Annotated in this window: 17 protein-coding genes; 5 read left to right on the forward strand and 12 right to left on the reverse strand. The window is 32.3% G+C overall.

The window, feature by feature from the left end:
- Positions 1-28: 28 nt before the first annotated feature.
- Complete coding sequence (locus Q4528_RS00910) at positions 29-1,384, reverse strand: hydroxymethylglutaryl-CoA reductase, degradative (RefSeq protein ID WP_256219682.1); 1,356 nt, start codon at positions 1,382-1,384, stop codon at positions 29-31.
- A 248-nt stretch (positions 1,385-1,632) separates the two neighbouring features.
- Between Q4528_RS00910 and Q4528_RS00915 the strand changes: the two genes are divergently transcribed.
- Positions 1,633-2,799: a hydroxymethylglutaryl-CoA synthase gene (locus tag Q4528_RS00915; protein WP_046466996.1), complete on the forward strand. Its 1,167-nt coding sequence runs from the start codon at positions 1,633-1,635 to the stop codon at positions 2,797-2,799.
- Between the two features lie 112 nt (positions 2,800-2,911).
- On the opposite strand, the gene Q4528_RS00920 is transcribed toward Q4528_RS00915, so the two are convergent.
- The gene (locus Q4528_RS00920) at positions 2,912-3,433 is read right to left on the reverse strand and encodes a methylated-DNA--[protein]-cysteine S-methyltransferase (RefSeq protein WP_017636577.1); all 522 of its coding nucleotides are present in this window, start codon (positions 3,431-3,433) and stop codon (positions 2,912-2,914) included.
- An 89-nt stretch (positions 3,434-3,522) separates the two neighbouring features.
- Between Q4528_RS00920 and Q4528_RS00925 the strand changes: the two genes are divergently transcribed.
- A complete protein-coding gene (locus Q4528_RS00925; RefSeq protein ID WP_046466995.1) occupies positions 3,523-3,855 on the forward strand; it encodes a YrhK family protein in 333 nt (110 codons plus the stop codon).
- Positions 3,856-3,912: 57 nt separating this feature from the next.
- Here the strand turns inward: Q4528_RS00925 and Q4528_RS00930 are convergent, their stop codons facing one another.
- From Q4528_RS00930 to Q4528_RS00945, 4 genes are all read right to left on the reverse strand, one after another.
- Entirely contained in the window at positions 3,913-4,377 is a 465-nt protein-coding gene (locus Q4528_RS00930) for a hypothetical protein (RefSeq protein WP_017636579.1), read from the reverse strand.
- Positions 4,378-4,588: 211 nt separating this feature from the next.
- Positions 4,589-6,133, reverse strand: coding sequence for an L-glutamate gamma-semialdehyde dehydrogenase (pruA, locus tag Q4528_RS00935; protein ID WP_303520188.1), 1,545 nt, complete (start codon positions 6,131-6,133; stop codon positions 4,589-4,591).
- 334 nt (positions 6,134-6,467) lie between these two features.
- Entirely contained in the window at positions 6,468-7,031 is a 564-nt protein-coding gene (locus Q4528_RS00940; RefSeq protein WP_017636581.1) for a sugar O-acetyltransferase, read from the reverse strand.
- A gap of 42 nt (positions 7,032-7,073) precedes the next feature.
- Positions 7,074-7,943, reverse strand: a complete 870-nt coding sequence (locus Q4528_RS00945; RefSeq protein WP_046466994.1) for an SDR family oxidoreductase — start codon at positions 7,941-7,943, stop codon at positions 7,074-7,076.
- A gap of 192 nt (positions 7,944-8,135) precedes the next feature.
- Between Q4528_RS00945 and cwrA the strand changes: the two genes are divergently transcribed.
- The 3 genes from cwrA to copZ all read left to right on the forward strand — a co-directional run bounded on the left by cwrA (position 8,136) and on the right by copZ (position 11,240).
- Positions 8,136-8,342, forward strand: coding sequence for a cell wall inhibition responsive protein CwrA (gene cwrA, locus Q4528_RS00950; RefSeq protein ID WP_029055986.1), 207 nt, complete (start codon positions 8,136-8,138; stop codon positions 8,340-8,342).
- A gap of 215 nt (positions 8,343-8,557) precedes the next feature.
- Positions 8,558-10,942 (forward strand): heavy metal translocating P-type ATPase, encoded by a 2,385-nt coding sequence (locus Q4528_RS00955; protein WP_303520191.1) that lies wholly within the window; start codon positions 8,558-8,560, stop codon positions 10,940-10,942.
- 91 nt (positions 10,943-11,033) lie between these two features.
- Positions 11,034-11,240 (forward strand): copper chaperone CopZ, encoded by a 207-nt coding sequence (gene copZ, locus Q4528_RS00960; RefSeq protein WP_046466993.1) that lies wholly within the window; start codon positions 11,034-11,036, stop codon positions 11,238-11,240.
- A 99-nt stretch (positions 11,241-11,339) separates the two neighbouring features.
- Here copZ and Q4528_RS00965 read toward each other — a convergent pair whose 3' ends face one another.
- The 6 genes from Q4528_RS00965 to Q4528_RS00990 all read right to left on the reverse strand — a co-directional run bounded on the left by Q4528_RS00965 (position 11,340) and on the right by Q4528_RS00990 (position 18,738).
- Complete coding sequence (locus Q4528_RS00965; protein ID WP_046466992.1) at positions 11,340-12,338, reverse strand: D-lactate dehydrogenase; 999 nt, start codon at positions 12,336-12,338, stop codon at positions 11,340-11,342.
- 18 nt (positions 12,339-12,356) lie between these two features.
- Positions 12,357-13,511, reverse strand: coding sequence for an aminotransferase class I/II-fold pyridoxal phosphate-dependent enzyme (locus tag Q4528_RS00970; protein ID WP_181910900.1), 1,155 nt, complete (start codon positions 13,509-13,511; stop codon positions 12,357-12,359).
- 163 nt (positions 13,512-13,674) lie between these two features.
- Positions 13,675-15,180, reverse strand: coding sequence for a phytoene desaturase family protein (locus Q4528_RS00975; protein ID WP_072291822.1), 1,506 nt, complete (start codon positions 15,178-15,180; stop codon positions 13,675-13,677).
- A 12-nt stretch (positions 15,181-15,192) separates the two neighbouring features.
- On the reverse strand, positions 15,193-16,056 hold the full coding sequence (locus tag Q4528_RS00980; RefSeq protein ID WP_046466989.1) for a phytoene/squalene synthase family protein: 864 nt from the start codon (positions 16,054-16,056) through the stop codon (positions 15,193-15,195).
- 34 nt (positions 16,057-16,090) lie between these two features.
- The gene (locus tag Q4528_RS00985) at positions 16,091-17,236 is read right to left on the reverse strand and encodes a glycosyltransferase family 2 protein (RefSeq protein ID WP_117239241.1); all 1,146 of its coding nucleotides are present in this window, start codon (positions 17,234-17,236) and stop codon (positions 16,091-16,093) included.
- Entirely contained in the window at positions 17,236-18,738 is a 1,503-nt protein-coding gene (locus tag Q4528_RS00990) for a phytoene desaturase family protein (protein WP_046466987.1), read from the reverse strand. Before Q4528_RS00990 ends, Q4528_RS00985 begins: the two co-directional genes overlap by 1 nt.
- Position 18,739: the final 1 nt, after the last annotated feature.

Raw genomic sequence — 18,739 nt, forward strand, 5'->3', positions numbered from 1 at the left:
TAAATGCATAGCATGTCGTTTTTTTAGTTTAAGAATTTTGACGTAATTGTTCTAAAATCTCTTTTGCTTTTGCTGAATTGGCTTGTTCTTCTTGTTTAAGTGCATCAGCAACTTGTGCAATTTCATCGCCTTTAGCACCTACGATAATTGCTAATGATTTATATTGTAAGCTCATATGACCTTGTTGAATTCCTTCAGACACTAATGCGCGACACGCAGAAAAGTTTTGTGCTAATCCAACCGCTGCAACAACATGACCTAGCTCTTGTGCAGTTTTGACATTTAGTAAATCAAGTGAAGCTTTAGCAATTGGTAATACTTTTGTACCACCACCAACAATAGCTAAGGTCATTGGCACTTCTATTGTTCCTATTAATCGTTGGCGATCTGAATCATACTCCCACGTTGCTATACCACGATATTGACCATCACGGCTAGCGTATGCATGCGCACTCGCTTCTGCACCACGCGTATCGTTACCAGTTGCTAAAACAACTGCATGAATACCATTCATAACACCTTTATTGTGTGTAGCAGCTCTGTGTATATCTACTTGTGCTAATACAGACGCACGTTCCATTCTTTGTGCTACTTCTGCACCTTCTCTACCACCTTTAGTTAAATCGTTAACGTCTATTTCTCCTTGTACTTTGACAACAGATGCAGTGGCATGATTAGATAATATGCTCATTAATACGTCTTTATCTGGAAATTCATTTTTTAAATGTGCTGTAATGGCCTCTAATATTGTATTTAACATGTTAGCACCCATTGCATCTTTTGTATCTACAAATACTTTCAATGATAACAGTTGCTGTTCTGGAAACGTATCTATGTCAATCTTTTGATAACCTCCACCTCTTGCTTTAATAGATGGATAGGCTTCATCTGCAATTTGGTGTATTTGTTCTTCTTTATTTTGAATCGCCTGTGCCAAAGCTTCAGTATCTTCAACACCATCAAATACAATTTGTCCGATCATTAAACGTTGGCTTGATACTGTTTTAAATCCGCCAGTTTGATTTACTAGCTTTGCACCATAACTCGCAGCAGCAACTACTGATGGTTCTTCCACCATCATTGGCACAACGTAAGGTTGTTCATCAACGATAATTTCAGGTAATAATCCAACGGGCAATGTACCTTGGCCAATCACATTTTCAATTAAACTATTAGCAATATCTTCATCTATTAGTGGATGATTTAACAAAATGTCATGATTTTCGCTAGATAACCAACCATATTCTTCTAATTGTTTTAATTTATCTTCTCTCGATAAATGACGAAATCCTTTATCCAAATTTTGCATATTTTTTCTCCTTTTTTCACTATGAATTATCACTTTTAATTCTATATATTCAAATAAAACAAAACTTATTACCATTATAAAACAATTAAAGTTTTCTTTGTAAAAGTTACTTGTTTTATATTTTAAAAATCTCTGTATTTATAACAATATCATTTGCTATTTTTTAAATTTATATATTAATAACAGGCGATTTAACGCAATTATTAAAACGCTTACATAACTGTTATACATTCATACCAAAATCTGTTATATTCATTGTATATCATTAAATTATTTTGGTATGATACTAATGCTACTTTTAAAACTGAAAGGATGTAACCCTTATGAACATAGGTATAGATAAAATAAACTTTTATGTACCAAAATTTTATGTAGACATGGCTAAGCTTGCTGAAGCACGCCAAGTTGACCCAAATAAATTTTTAATTGGAATTGGCCAAACTAAAATGGCCGTAAGTCCTGTAAACCAAGATATCGTATCTATGGCCGCTAATGCCGCTAAAGATATTATAACAGACGAAGATAAAAAGAAAATCGGTATGGTTATTTTAGCGACTGAATCTGCAATTGACTCTGCAAAGGCTGCAGCTGTTCAAGTCCACAATTTACTAGGCATTCAACCTTTTGCGCGTTGTTTTGAAATGAAAGAAGCGTGTTATGCTGCTACACCTGCAATTCAATTAGCGAAAGATTACCTAGCAAATCGTCCAGAAGAAAAAGTATTAGTTATCGCAAGTGATACTGCACGTTACGGTTTACAATCTGGTGGTGAGCCTACTCAAGGTGCCGGTGCCGTAGCAATGATGATTTCTCATAATCCTAGCCTCTTACAATTAAATGATGATGCTGTAGCATATACTGAAGATGTCTATGATTTTTGGAGACCGTCTGGCCATGCATATCCACTTGTTGATGGTGCATTATCAAAAGATGCATATATCCGTTCATTCCAACATAGCTGGGATGAATATTCAAAACGTGAAAATAAATCGTTAGCTGATTTCGAATCACTATGTTTCCATGTTCCATTTACAAAAATGGGTAAAAAAGCTTTAGAATCAATTATCGATGAAGCAGATGAAACAACACAAGAACGTTTAAGAACAGGTTATGAAGATGCCGTTTATTATAACCGTTATGTAGGTAATATTTACACAGGTTCTTTATATTTAAGTCTTATATCATTATTAGAAAATCATGACCTTTCTAGCGGACAAACAATCGGATTATTTAGTTATGGTTCAGGTTCTGTTGGTGAGTTCTTTAGTGCTACTGTCGTTGATGGTTTCCAAAATCAATTAGATACTAAAGGTCATCAATCTGCTCTAGAAAAACGACAAGAAGTTTCAGTAGAAGAATATGAAAACTTCTTCAATCGCTTTGATAATTTAGAATTTGACGCACAACAAGATGCAGTAGACAATGATCAATCTATCTTCTATTTAGAAGCTATTAATGACAATATTCGTGAATACCACGTTCCAAAATAATAAACTATAAACCATACTGGAATACAAATTCCAAAATAATAGCACTAAGATGATTAGGAAGAAAATCATCTTAGTGCTATCTTTATATTCAATGCTCAAAAATTACGTATTTTTATGGTTTAGTACTATGTTTTGGTACAAATAAAGGACTCATGTCTACTTTTTCAGTTTCTAATAATTTTACTTTGTTTTTGATTGTTCCACCATATCCTGTAAGACTTCCATTTTTAGCGACAACTCTATGACATGGAATAATAATAGATATTGGATTACTCCCAACTGCGCCACCAACTGCCTGAGCTGACATTTTGTCTTTATTCATTCGTGTTGCTACTTTTTGAGCTATATCTCCGTAAGTTGTTAATTCCCCGTATTCAATTTTTTCGAGTTCTTGCCATACAAATTGTTGAAACTCAGTACCCTGAGGTTTAGTAGGAATATTTAAGTTTGGAACATCCCCTTTAAAATAAGCATCAAGCCATTCTTTAGTTAATTGAAATACTTTTATATCATCTTTTTCAACTCGACCATCTTCTAATTGTTGGTTTTGATAAAGTACATGTGTAAGATATTCGCCATCGCTAACAAGTTCTAATAACCCGACTGGTGAATCATAATAAGTTTTATATTCCATTAGACTCATTCCTTTCTTTATAGTAACTCATGCGTTTTATTAATTATTATAAGGGTATTTGATGTTATGAATTTAAAGGAGGTTTACCCATGTTTACCCACCACAACAATAAAAACAGTGTCGACTTACATTTAAACACTAATAATCAAAAATATGATCTAGCTACACAAGATCATGCTAATCAAATCACCAATTTTTATAAAGCAATATATCAAATTAATGATATTATTTTGGGATTAGTATTTTTGGTAGGAAGCTTTTTCTTTTTTAGTGATGCAACTATGACTTTGGGTACGATATTATTTGTAATTGGTAGTATTCAAATGACAGCAAGACCTGTTATTTCATTTATACATGATATGAAATTATCTAGATATTATCATAAACGATATATTGAAGAAAAAAATAATTCACATACTTAAAGTAATTTAAAAGTAAAATGACAGCGCCTAAATTCATAAGACGCTGTCATTGTTTAATTAAGCAAAGTTATAAAGTTTAATTTCCTTTTCTTTAGCATATTCTAAAGCAAGAATTTCTAAAATATTAATAAAAGCGGGTTCCCCTTTAACTTTAATATATTGGAATGTTAAACCATAATTTTCAGCAGTCATTTCTTTTAGTTCAGAAGTATCTGCATTTTTATTTTTAGCAAGTTCTTTTCTGAATTTAGTTGTACCACTATCAGATTTAGAATTATATTGAGCTAATTTTGTATTTAAATCTTTTTGAATTGGTTTATAACCTGTCGCATAACCACCTGTTTGACCAACAAATATAGGTTTCTTACCATCGAAAATGACATAAACTCCATATTGATCTTCAACTTTTTCTCTATCTTCTTTTGTAAATGACAAAGATTCTTTCTTATCGTATTTAAAAAGCTTTTTTAATTTCTTTTCATTATCTTCTAATAATTGATTTAGTTTCTTACTACCCTTCATGATTAAATCCTCCCAATAGCCTTATATTTAAAAGTTCTTATTGAGTATATATCACTATTTAAATGTTTTAATCATTTTTCTGTAAAATTAATATTTCATCAATCTTTTCTTAATATTTATAAAATTAATTTTGCACTTGAATTCATAAAAAAACGTTGCATAAATCTGAGATAGACTTACACAACGTCTTTGACTATTACTTTATTTTGTATTAGAACATTTCAGATACAACTTTTTGTTCTAAGAAGTTTAATAAGTAGTCTGGGCTACCTGTTTTAGCGTCAGTACCTGACATTTTGAATCCACCAAATGGATGATATCCAACAACTGCTGCTGTACATCCACGATTTAAGTATAAGTTACCTACATCGTATTCATTTACAGCTTTAATCCAGTGTTCACGATTATTAGTAATTACTGCACCAGTTAAACCATAGTCAGTATCATTAGCAACATCAATCGCTTCATCAAAATCTTTTACTTTAACAAATCCAACAACTGGGCCGAAGATTTCTTCTTGCATAATTCGGTCTGAAGATTTCAAGCCAGAGAAAATAGTTGGCTCAATGAAATATCCAGTAGAATCATCAGTGCCTCCACCTTGTTCTAATTTACCTTCTTCTTTACCAATTTCGATATAATTTTTGATTTTATCAAATTGTTTTTGATTAATTACTGGTCCTACAAATGTATTGCCTGTTGTGTCTCCTAAAGATAATTCTTTAGTTAATTTAACAGCTTTTTCTAATACCTCATCATAAACATTTTGATGCACAATTGCTCTTGAACATGCAGAACATTTTTGACCTGCAAATCCAAATGCTGATGTTACAATTGATTCTGCTGCTAAATCTGTATCAACATTTTCATCGACAACGATAGCATCTTTACCGCCCATTTCAGCGATAACACGTTTTAAGAATGTTTGTCCTTCTTGAACGACTGCACTTCTTTCATAAATACGTGTACCTGTTGCTCTTGAACCAGTAAATGTTACAAAGTGAGTATCTTTGTGGTCTACTAAGTAGTCACCAATTTCTTTAGGATCTCCTGGTACAAAGTTAACTACACCTTTTGGTAAACCTGCTTCTTCTAAAATTTCTATTAATTTATAAGCAGTTAACGGCGTATCTTCTGCTGGTTTTAATAAAACTGTATTACCTGCTACAACTGGTGCTAATGTTGTTCCAGCCATAATCGCAAATGGGAAATTCCAAGGTGGAATTGTAACACCTGTTCCTATAGATTTATAGAAGTATTTGTTATGTTCTCCTTCTCTATCTAAAACAGGTTTACCACCAGCTAAATCCATCATTGAACGTGCATAGTATTCAATAAAATCAATACCCTCAGCCGCATCGCCTACTGCTTCATCCCATGGTTTACCCGCTTCATAAACCATAACAGCAGAAATTTCTTCTTTGCGACGACGAATAATTGCAGCAACACGTAACATTAATTCAGCACGATCTTTATGAGACCATTTTTTCCATGTCTGGTATGCTTCGTTAGCAGATTGAAATGCTTTTTCAACATCTTCTTTTGTTGCTTTTGAAACTTTAGCAATAGTTTGAGAAGTATTAGCTGGATTTATAGATTCAAATTGATCTTTTTTATCTATCTTTTCTCCATTAATGACTAATGGAATACTTTGACCTAATTGACCCTCTACTGCTTTTAAAGTCTCTTTAAATTTATCTACATTCGTTTGAACAGAAAAATCAATTCCTGGTTCATTTTTAAAATCTACTACCATTATTGCGTACCCCCTATGAAATATTAAAATGAGTTGTTGAACCCTTTGTTTAATTACATACAGGTCTAGATAAGTGCGCTATTTTACTCATGTTACTGTCACGCTAATGCAACTTTATCTCAACCTTTCTTTCATTCTACTATGTATCATTGTAATTTTGCAATCGCTTTCATTTAAAAATCTTAATATTTCAAAAATTAACTAAAATATTAAAGAAATGAAAATTAGTCTCAACTTATAAAGGCTTATATTTTACTTTTTATAAAAAACAAGTCCATAAGAAATCATATTCAGGAATAACCTAAATTAATCTTATGGACTATATCTCATTTATTTATTCATTGTCTATTTGACGTATCACTTTACAAGGGTTACCTACTGCTAAACTATTTGGTGGTATATCTTTAGACACTACACTACCCGCACCTATTACACTGCCTTCACCTATAGTAACTCCAGGTAAAACTGCTACATTACCCCCAAACCATGTATTACTTCCTACTATAATTTCTTCAGCTAATTCTAAACCTTTATTTCTGTCTTTAAACTTTAATGGATGTGTTGCTGTATAGAATCCACAATTGGGACCAACAAATACATTATCTCCAAAAGTGATACCTCCGCCATCCATTAGATAGCAATTAGTATTTAAAAATACATTTTTTCCAAAGGTAATATTCCAACCATAATCTGTATCAAAAGGAATCGCTATACTTATATTTTCAAGTTTTGCATTAAATAAAGTCGATAATATCTCATGTCTTTTTGTTTCATTACTAGGTCTCGTATGATTATATTCAAAACATAAGTCTTTAGCTTTCTTTCTATCTTCAATTAATTCATTATCAAAATTAGCATCATACCACTGATGAGCTAACATTTTTTCCTTTTCAGTCATTAATCTTTTCACCCTAACAATTACTCTTTTCTATATTAACTCCTATGTTGTCATGTAGTCTCCACCGTTAACATGAATTACTTGTCCAGTAATATAAGAACTATCAGCAGATGTAGCTAAAAATACATAGGAAGGTGCTAGCTCTGCTGGTTGACCTCTACGTCCCATAGGAGTGCCACCGCCTTGATTTTCAACTTTATCTTCATCAAATGTAGAAGGAATTAAAGGTGTATAAATCGGTCCAGGTGCAACTGCATTTACACGAATATTTTTCTCCATAAGTGTTGTAGCTAATGAACGCGTAAATGATACAATGGCGCCTTTTGTTGCTGAATAATCAATCAAGTGTTCTGAACCTCTATAAGCTGTCACACTTGTTGTATTAATAATCGTATCTCCATCATTTAAATATGGTACGGCAGCTTGTGATAAAAACATCATGCCGAAAATATTAGTTTGGAATGTTTCTTTAACTTGTTCTGGCGTAATTTCTTCAAAATGGTCTCTTGGAAATTGTACGCCACCATTATTAACTAATATATTAAGTCCTCCGAAATCCTCTACAACATCTTTGATAAGTTGTTGTGATTGCTTTTCGTCTTTTAAATCATGCGCATATGCTTTAGCCTCGACACCTAGTTCTTTTAATCGATTAACGGTATCTTCTGCATCTTGATGTTCATTATAATATCCGATAGCTACATTAGCACCTTCTTTAGCAAATAGAATTGCTACAGAGCGTCCAATACCAGAATCTCCGCCAGTAATAAGTGCTACTTTTCCTTTTAATTTTCCAGCTGCTTTATATTCGTCTAATTCAGCAATTGGTTTAGGATTCATGTCAGCTTCAATGCCTGGTTGTTGTGGTTGCGTATATCCTTTAATTTGTTGATGAAATTCTAATAAGTTCATAGTTTTGCCCCTTTCCTAATCTTTATTCACCTTCCCTATAAACTTACATATAAAACTACTTATACACCTTTATAGGGCTATTCTTTAAGAATCATACTGAAGTACGAGTTCACATCAATACTATAGCCTCATGTTTTTTATCAACATATTTTTTATAATAGACTCTACCAACACATTAAAGGAGCCAATATCATGAAACGTATTTTAAAATCAGCAATCGCAGTTCTTATACTTTTAGGCGTGGTCAAAACTTTCCAAACTCATGACGTTATTAATGAAGCCGATCGTTATTATCAACAAGCAAAAGATGGTCAAATCTTAGAAAATATTTCTAATTATGACATCAATCAAGTTAAAGATATTGATCTTAAACAATTTTCCCCTTCAGACTTTTTCTAACTCGTTAACCAAAAATCCATTCTATTTATAAGAGCTACAATTCCAGCATATTAGCTGTTAATATAGATGATAAAATCCCACACAAATGTTTCTTAAAATATTTGTGTGGGATTTTTTTATTATCTAGTCTTACTTTCTTCTTTTGGCAAACAATGTGTTTGACTTATATACCTATAGGGGGTACATTAATGATGAGAAGAAACGGAGGCTTTCACATGGATAATAACAAAAAAACAACTATAGATATCACAGGAATGACATGTGCTGCGTGTTCAAATAGAATAGAAAAGAAACTCAATAAACTTGATGATGTTACTGCTCAAGTTAACATTACAACTGAGCAAGCAACAATTGATGATCATCAAGGACAATATCATACTGAGGATTACGTTAACGAAATTCAACATTTAGGCTATGATGTCGTTAAAGAAAGTGTAGAATTAACGATTTCTGGCATGACATGTGCAGCATGTTCTAATCGTATTGAAAAAGTACTTAATAAAATTGATGGTGTTATCAATGCCAACGTCAATTTAACTACCGAACAAGCTACTGTTGAATATTATCGTGGAGTAGTTAATAGCGATGATTTCATTTCTAAAATACAAAATTTAGGCTATGATGCAAAAGTAAAAGAAGGACAAAATCAATATTCTAATAAAGATAAACGACTTAAAAAGCAACTTACTAAATTAGTCATAGCTGCTATATTATCAATACCATTACTAGCAACGATGTTAGTTCATTTGTTTCATATGCCATTACCTTCAATATTTATGAATCCATGGTTCCAATTCATATTAGCCACACCGGTACAATTCATTATAGGTTGGCAATTCTATAAAGGCGCCTATAAAAATCTTAAAAATGGTTCCGCAAATATGGATGTATTAGTGGCATTAGGCACGAGTGCTGCCTATTTCTATAGTATCTATGAAATGTTTAAATGGCTCAATCACACAACTCAAATGCCTCATCTTTATTTTGAAACGAGTGCAGTGTTAATTACTTTAATTTTATTTGGTAAATATTTAGAAACGAAAGCTAAAACACAAACTACTAATGCATTAGGTGAACTATTAAGCCTTCAAGCTAAAGAAGCACGTGTTATTAAAGACAATAAAGAAATGATGATACCTGTAAAAGATGTTCAAGTAAATGATAATATTTTAATTAAACCAGGTGAAAAGATTCCAGTTGATGGCATTATTCTAAAAGGTACAACGTCAATAGATGAATCTATGCTTACAGGTGAATCTATACCTGTAGATAAACAAATCAACGATAAAGTTATTGGTGCGACAATTAATCAAAATGGCGCCATTGTTATTCAAGCTACTCAAGTAGGTAATGATACCGCACTAGCTAATATCATTAAAGTCGTTGAACAAGCTCAAGGATCTAAAGCACCTATCCAACGTTTAGCAGATCAAATTTCTGGATATTTTGTACCTACTGTTATAGGTATTGCTTTACTCACATTTATTATTTGGATTACGTTAGTACATTTCGGAGAATTTGAACCAGCACTTGTAGCCGCTATTTCAGTGCTAGTGATCGCTTGTCCATGTTCATTAGGATTGGCAACTCCAACATCTATTATGGTAGGTACTGGTCGTGCTGCTGAAAAAGGCATCTTATTTAAAGGTGGTCAATACGTTGAACAAGCACAAAATATTGATACTATCGTATTAGATAAAACAGGTACTATTACAAATGGTAAGCCTGTTGTAACTGATTTTGAGGGTGATAACGAAACGTTACAATTACTTGCAAGTGCAGAATATGCTTCTGAACACCCTCTTGCAAAAGCAATTGTTGATTATGCTCAAACAAATAATATCAACTTAATAAATACAGATACATTTAATGCACTGCCTGGTCATGGAATAGAAGCATCTGTTAGTCAAAAACAAGTTCTAGTAGGTAATCGCCAGTTAATGACATCAAATAATGTTGAACTCTCAAATCATATTGAATCTAAAATGACAGATTGGGAGAGCAATGGTAAAACTGCCATGCTTATCGCTATTAACGGCGTTTATCAAGGTCTGATAGCAGTAGCAGATACTATTAAAGACAATGCAATTGAATCAATTCGTCGATTACACGATATGAATATTAATGTTGTTATGCTAACAGGTGACAATGATAATACTGCTCAAGCTATTGCAAAACAAGTGGGTATTGATCGTGTTATAGCAAATGTACTTCCTGACGAAAAATCTGCACATATAACACAATTACAAAAGGAAGGTAAACAAGTTGCCATGGTTGGAGATGGCGTTAACGATGCTCCTGCACTTGTAACAGCTGATATTGGTATAGCGATGGGTACTGGAACTGAAGTTGCGATTGAAGCCGCCGACATAACTATATTAGGTGGTGATTTATCCTTACTACCTAAAACATTAAGTATTAGCCAATTAACAATGCGTAACATACGACAAAATTTAATTTGGGCATTTGGTTATAATATAGCCGGCATCCCTATTGCAGCATTAGGCCTACTCGCCCCTTGGATTGCTGGTGCTGCAATGGCACTTAGTTCTGTCAGTGTAGTCACAAATGCCCTAAGATTAAAACGTATTATAAAATAATTTCAACACTAACTGATATGTAATTTCCTTTCAAGTTATGCAATATAGTAATAAAATAGAAGTAAGTCATTAATTTATAGAGGTGAATAAAATGGGACAAAAAATTATAAATGTAGAAGGTATGAGTTGCGATCATTGCAAAAATGCAGTTGAATCTGCACTAGCAAAAATCAATGGTGTTTCTGCAGCAGAAGTTAATTTAGACAATGGTCAAGTACGTGTTGATTATGATGAAGATAAAGTACAATTATCAGACATGAAAGATGCTATTGAAGATCAAGGTTACGATGTTAAATAATTCAAATAAAGCATTGAGTATAGATAAAGCACTAAGATGATTTATTTTTAATCACCTTAGTGCTTTTATTTTGGGGTTTATGTCTCAATCCCCCCATTTTTAATTTACTCGTAAGTGTGTTGTTCCAGTTTGTAGTACTTCTAATGTTGCATCTAATGCATCAACGATTAAATTTTTTACTGCAGCATCTGTATAAAATGCAATATGCGGCGTAATAATGATATCTTCTCTATCAATTAATTGTTGCAATAATTGATCATTAAACTGTTGTTCACGTTGATCACTAGGGAATAATCCACGTTCAAATTCATACGTATCTAAAGCAGCTCCTTTGATTTGTCCACTATCTATACTAGATAATAATGCATTGGTATCTACTAATGAGCCTCTAGCACAGTTTACAAATACAGCTCCTTTTTTAAAATGAGAAAATATGTGTTTATCAAATAAATGGTGGTTGTATTTTGTAGCAGGCACATGCAATGTCACTATATCTGCACCTTCAATTGCTTCTTGTAATGTAGGTTGATAAGTTACATATTCTTCACTAACTTCATTTGGAAACGGATCATACGCTACAACTTCACAATCATATCCTTGTGCAAAAATCTTGGCAACAATACTTCCAATTCTACCTGTTCCAATTACTGCTACTTTTAATTCACTTATTGATTTTGATAATATCGAAGATTCCCATCTAAAATCATGTACTTTCATTTTATTTTGAATCGCATTAAAGTTTCTAACTATATTAATTGCTTGCGTCACTGCAAATTCAGCAATTGAGCTTGGTGAGTATGACGGCACATTGGAAACAACGATGCCATACTTTGATGCTAATTCTAAATCATATGTATCAAACCCCGCACTTCTTTGAGCGATTTGCTTAATACCAAATGATTTTAACTTCGCAAATACTTCTTCAGAGATAGGTATTTGTTGTGAAAGTGATAGTCCATCAAATCCTTCTGCTTCATCTATATTATCGTCTGTTAAAGGATGACGTGATAGTTCATATTCAACGTTATTCTTCTTAGCCCAATCTTCAATATAGACAATATCCTCATCACGTACACTCATTATTTTTATTTTAGTCATACTAACATCCCCTACACATTATTTTTCATATAAATTGTATAATGTTGATAATCGTTTTGCTGCTGTTTCAAGTTGTTCTTCAGATAATGCTAATGAAAGTCTGACATAATACTTTCCATTGTCACCAAATGGTATACCAGGTGCGACTAAAATTGATTGTTCTTTTAATAACATCTGTTCAAACGCTTCACTATCGTATTGAGGTGGGGTCTTCAACCAGCAATAAATGCCTCCTGTTGAATGAACAAATGGTATTCCCGCTTCCTCTAATTTACTCTCAAAGATATCTCGTCTTCGTTTAAATGTGGCATTTTGTTCTTCTAAAAAGTCATCATAATGATTTAATGCATAAGTAGCTGCGTCTTGTAACGCCCCAAACATACCAGCATTTGTATGTGTTTGATATTTTTTCAAAGCTTGAATCATGTCACGATTACCTACTGCGAAACCAACTCTAAATCCTGACATATTGTATCCTTTAGATAATGAGAAGATTTCTACTGCTACATCCTTTCCATTTTCTGAAGATAAAATACTTGGATTTTTAGCATCAAAACCAAATGCGCTGTATGCAAAATCATGAATGATTTTGGTATCTGTATGTTTAAATTTTTGTATTGCTTCATCAAACACTGCTTTCGTAGCAGTTGAACCTGTAGGATTATTAGGATAGGTTAAATAAACTAACTTTGTTTTTTCTAATATTTCTGCATCCACTTCATCCCAATTTGGTAAATAATACGGCGGTTCTAAATTTAATGGAACTGGGTTAGCGTTAGCTAGCATCACACCTGCCAAATAATCCGTATATCCTGGATCTGGTAATAAGACGTTGTCACCTGGATTTGCTAGACATGTTGGTAATGCAACTAACCCATTTTTTGTACCATATAGTATACATACTTCTTCATCTTTATCTAATTTGACCCCGTAGTGTCTTAGATAAAAATCTACAATAGCTTGTTTAAAAGTATCTTTACCGTGAAAGGCACCATATTTTTGATTTTCAGGTATTTTTAATGCTTCAGCAAAGTGGTTAATAATACCTTGTGGTGTTTCTCCATCTGGAATACCAACAGCCATGTTGATTAATGGTAATGGTCCATGTTCAATTTTACGTCCCATCGTTTTTCCAAAATAACTCTCAGGGATAGCCGCTAATCGATTCGACATTTTCAACTTAAAACGCCCCCTTTATACATTATTCAACTATTTTTATAATCATCTATTAGTACATTCATTTTATCAACCGTTAAAATATTGTCAATATTCTTAATTTTTAGATGATTTAATCAAAAAAAGCTAACAGAGTTATTACACTCCGCTAACTTTTAATTTAAATCTGATTATCTATATCTTTAAGTATTTCATCAACTGTAATTTTAGCACTAGTTAATACGATAGGTACGCCTGCTCCCGGATGGGTACTTGCACCTGCAAAGTATAAATCTTGATAGTCTTTAGAAACATTAGGTGGTCTAAAGTAATTACTCTGTGATAATGTCGGCATTAAACCGAATGCAGTACCGAATTTAGCATTAAATTTACTTTCAAAATCTTCTGGAGTAAAAATCGTTTCTGATATCACGTGTTCCTTAATACTTTCTAATGTAGGAATCGTTTCCAGTTTACGATAAATAATATCTTTAACTTCATTTATAAAATCTTCGTTGTCCCACTCTAATTGTCCTGTTTTAAGTTCTGGCGTTGGCATAAGAACGTATAGCCCTGTTTGACCTTCTGGTGCTAATGATTGATCTCCTACTTTTGGTACATATAAATATAATGAAGGATCTTTTGATATATTACCGCCAAAAATCTCTTCAATATTTTGTCTGAAATGATTAGAAAATATGACATTATGCAATAACACATCTTCTGTAATATCTTTATCTATTCCAATATACATTAGAAAAGCAGAGCAAGAGTAATCCAATTTGTCTATCTTTTGAGGTGGATATTTTTTAATAGGTGCATGTTTAGGCATTAATTCTTGTGCTGCATAAGGAAAGTCAGCTGTACATAATACTTTGTCAAAACGCTGGACCAAACCATTTACTTTGACACCATCTGCTGTCTTATATTTAGGATCTATAATAATTTCTTCAATATCTGCATTACATTGAATATCGACACCTAAATCTTCGTTTAACTTTTGTAATCCTTTAACCATGCCGTACATTCCACCTTTAATGAAATGAACACCAAACATCATTTCAATCATCGGTATGATAGAGTATAATGATGGACCTCGTTTAGGATCTATTCCTATATATAACATTTGAAAGGCTAGTAATTTTTGAATTTTTTCATTATCTACATATTGACCAATTAGGTTGTCAGCATGATTCAATGTTTTTAATTTATATCCTTGAATCAATGATGTCATATTATAAAAGTCAGATGGTTTTCTGTATGTACGTTCTAAAAAGTATTTTCTCGCAACCTCATATCGTTTATAAATATCAGTTAAGAATTTCATAAATCCGTGTGTTGTTCCTGGTTCAATCTGTTCTAACGTTTCATGTAATTCAGCTAAATCAGTAGGTACACGTACTTTGTCATCTTTATCAAAGTAGACGTCATAAATGTATCGTAATTGTTCCATTTCAACGTAATCTTCAAAACGCTGTCCGCAATCCTCAAACACTGCTTTGTATACTTCAGGCACCATTACAATAGTGGGACCCATATCAAAGGTAAAACCATCTTTCGTAAATTGATTCATTCGTCCACCAATTTTATTATTCTTTTCAAATAGTGTGACTTGATGTCCTTTTGCGGCTAGTTGAGCTGCCGAGGCTAATCCAGTTACACCTGCACCTATTACAGCAATATTCAATTCGCATTCATCCTATTCTTGATATTTATTTTTAATCTGTCTATATATCTTTAATTTTTTAATTCTAGAAACATAAACTCGACGATGTAATGGATAATCGTGTTGTCGTGCTTCATCAATAATTCCTTTATAAATGAGTGCTGCTAATTCTATAATTGGTCTTGCTTCAGGTTTATATACTTCCAAATGATCTAAAGTATATTGATAATCTTTTTCTGCAATTTGAGCGTAATGTTCCCATAATTGAATATAATTTTGTGTAGGTTGATTATGGAAGGCATGTTTTATATCTACATCAAATTGATGAATCATTGATTGACTAAAGTAAATTCTACCTTTTTCAAAATCTTCACCAACGTCACGTAAAATATTAGTTAATTGTAAAGCTTCTCCTAATTGTCTCGATACTTCATAAGTTTCTTCATCGGGATGTTCAGTCAAAATAGGTGTCAATATTTCACCTACTGTGCCAGCTACACCATAACAATATCCCATCAAATCTTTATCTTCTTTAAACATTTCAAAATCTTCATCTTCTGATACAGCATGAATAAGATTATATAATGATTGATATTCCATTTTGTATTGTTTTGACGCATCTAAAAAAGCTAACATAATAAGCTCATCACTTTTGAATTGATCAATTGACTGAACTTCTTGTGCCTCAATTAATTGAATATCTTCTTTAATAGCTTGTAACTTTTCAGGGTCTTGTTCTTCATCAATACTATCATCTATAATTCGGCATACTGCATATACTGCCCATATCGCACGCCTCTCATGTTCAGGTAATAAATCAAACGCATAAGAAAAACTTTTAGAATACTTTTTCATAATTTGATGGCAATATTTATAACTTTCATTAATCGTTGTCATTATTTGACCTCCTGTTGCTTTAATACTATTCACTTTAATGAATGTCAAAGTGTCTACCTTTCCATTCAACCTTTTTCAAAATATATGTATGCCACAATGATTTCCCAAAAATACTACAGAAAAATAAAAATAGTAATGGATGTAAACATAACAATATCCTAGAAAAATTACCAACACGTCGATGCAATTGAATAAACTGAATTGTATAGATAAAGTATAGCGTTAACATTTTAAATTTTGAAATAGGTTTATAAATACAACTAAATATTATTCCTAAACTAGTCATTATAGAACCAAATAGCCAAATCATTATAGCAAACATTATGCGTGACTCTGTCTGATTAGCACCTACAGATAAATGCTTGGTCCAACCTTTAACTAATGCATTCAACCCCTCTTCGTACATTCTAAAATGAATATTGCCTTTTCCTTCATAAAGTGTGACAGGTAAATTGAGTTGTTGATAAGCTTGGCCAATTGCAAAGCCTTCAATAATACTGTGTTCTGCATTCAGATGCCCATTAGTAGCTAAATAGTCATCTATGTTAGTTAACAATATTGGCCCAAATGCTATATTATTGTCCTTCTGTTTCTTTAAAGACGAGAAGTGATTCATACCTACTACAGTCATTAAATTAAAAATTGCTGATAAACTTTCATATGTGTTTCGTGTTTTATGATAAGGTTGAACACTTAGTAACCCTTTATCGTCTTGATGATGATAAGTATGAATAAGTTTCTCAATGACTTCGTTATTTTCAAATACTACATCTGCATCCACAAACATTACTAATTTACTATTACAATACTTCATTCCTTCATAACATACACGTGATTTACCACGCCATTTATCTTCAATGGAATATTGAACTTGATGAACCTCAACTTGATATGCTTTTGCAACGTTGACTGTGTCATCTGTAGAACCATCATCCATGACAATCACTTTAAAATTTCCAGTTTGCGTTAATAAGGATTCCAGTAATTGTGGTAATCTATGAGCTTCGTTTCTAGCAGGAATAATAATAGTTATGATTGGATTACTCCCATTTATTTCTTTCAAATCATGGCTATTATTTGTTTTCTGATGGTTCAATCTATATCTATGATTATATATAAAATGACCACACACTATTGATAACGTTGTAAAAACAGTAATAATATATTGAATCATTCTCACTATTTTTCTCCTTTAGTTCCTTCGCGCAGATTAATCATATCTGCTACTTGCTGTCCGCTTAAAGTAACCATAGGCATACCGCCTCCTGGGTTGACGGAACCACCAACAAAGTACAAGTTATTAAAATATTGGCTACATTTAGGGAATTTGAAACCTTTATTTTTCTTTTTATCTGCTACAACACCATATATTGCTCCTCTATTAGAACGGTAATGTTGCTCAATATCTTCAGGTAACCAATAATCTTCATATATAATATGCTGTCTTAAATCAGTTAGTCCCATACGTTCTAATTTATCTAATACGATGTTTCTAAATATTTGATACTCTTCTTTTTTAAAAGGTTTATCTTGAATATATGGGATATGTGGTAAAACTTTTATATTTTCATAACCATTAGGTACTTGAGTTGAGTCAGTTTTATTCGTATTTACTAAATAAATAGTTGGGTCTTGAGGTAATATTTTTTGATCAAATACTTCTTCATAATTTCTTTTTGAATTACTGGAAAAGAAAAAATTATGATGTCGTAGCTGAGGATAAGATTTACTGACACCCAAATGCATTACAAATCCAGAACTAGCCGGTTCGTATACGCCTTCTAATTTATCAATACGTTTTTGATTAAAATGTAATAATTCTCTATATGTAGGAATAACTTCCATATTAGAGATAATATAGTCAGCTTCAAAAAATCTACCATCTGCTAATCTAACTCCTACTACGTCGTCATGATAGGTTTTTATATTTTTAACAGATACACTAGTGTGAATTTGAACCCCTTCTTCTATAGCAAGTTGTTCCAATGCTTGAGCGAGTCGATGTATACCGCCCTGAACATACCATAGACCTTGTTCTTGTTGCATATTAAATAGCATTGATAATACTGCTGGTGCATGATAAGAAGATGAACCTACATATTTGATAAAGTAACCTAACATATCTCTTAATTTAGGATTACTAACACGTTGATTTATTGCTTGTTGCATAGTAGAAAAATAATCAAACTCTTTTAAAGAACGTAAAGGCCCATGATATTTTATAATATCTTTTAATTTGTCTAACCCTTTATTAAAATAGCCTTTTTCTGTAATTCGCTGTATACGTCGTGTATACTCTAAATAATTTTGTAACTCTTCTTTATCAGTCAAAGATAGTTGGTCATTATTTGAAAATGTTTGTTCTATTCCTTCATATAAATCTATATATGTACCATCTGTAAAGAAGCTTCGCCATTGTAATGGTAATCTTTCAATTGTTACATAATCTTCCATATGTTTATTACTATATTCGAATAAACGTTCAAAAATTTGAGGCATAGTTAATATAGAAGGTCCTAAATCAAAACCAAACCCTTTCGTTTCAAGGCGATTGACTTTACCTCCTATATGTTCATTTTGTTCGAATAATGATACTTCATAGCCACTTTGTGCCATTCTAATTGCAGCAGATATACCACCTAATCCACCACCAATAACAACCACTTTAGTATTTTCAGTCATG

The organism is Staphylococcus pasteuri (genome assembly GCF_030547725.1).
Lineage (GTDB): Bacteria > Bacillota > Bacilli > Staphylococcales > Staphylococcaceae > Staphylococcus > Staphylococcus pasteuri.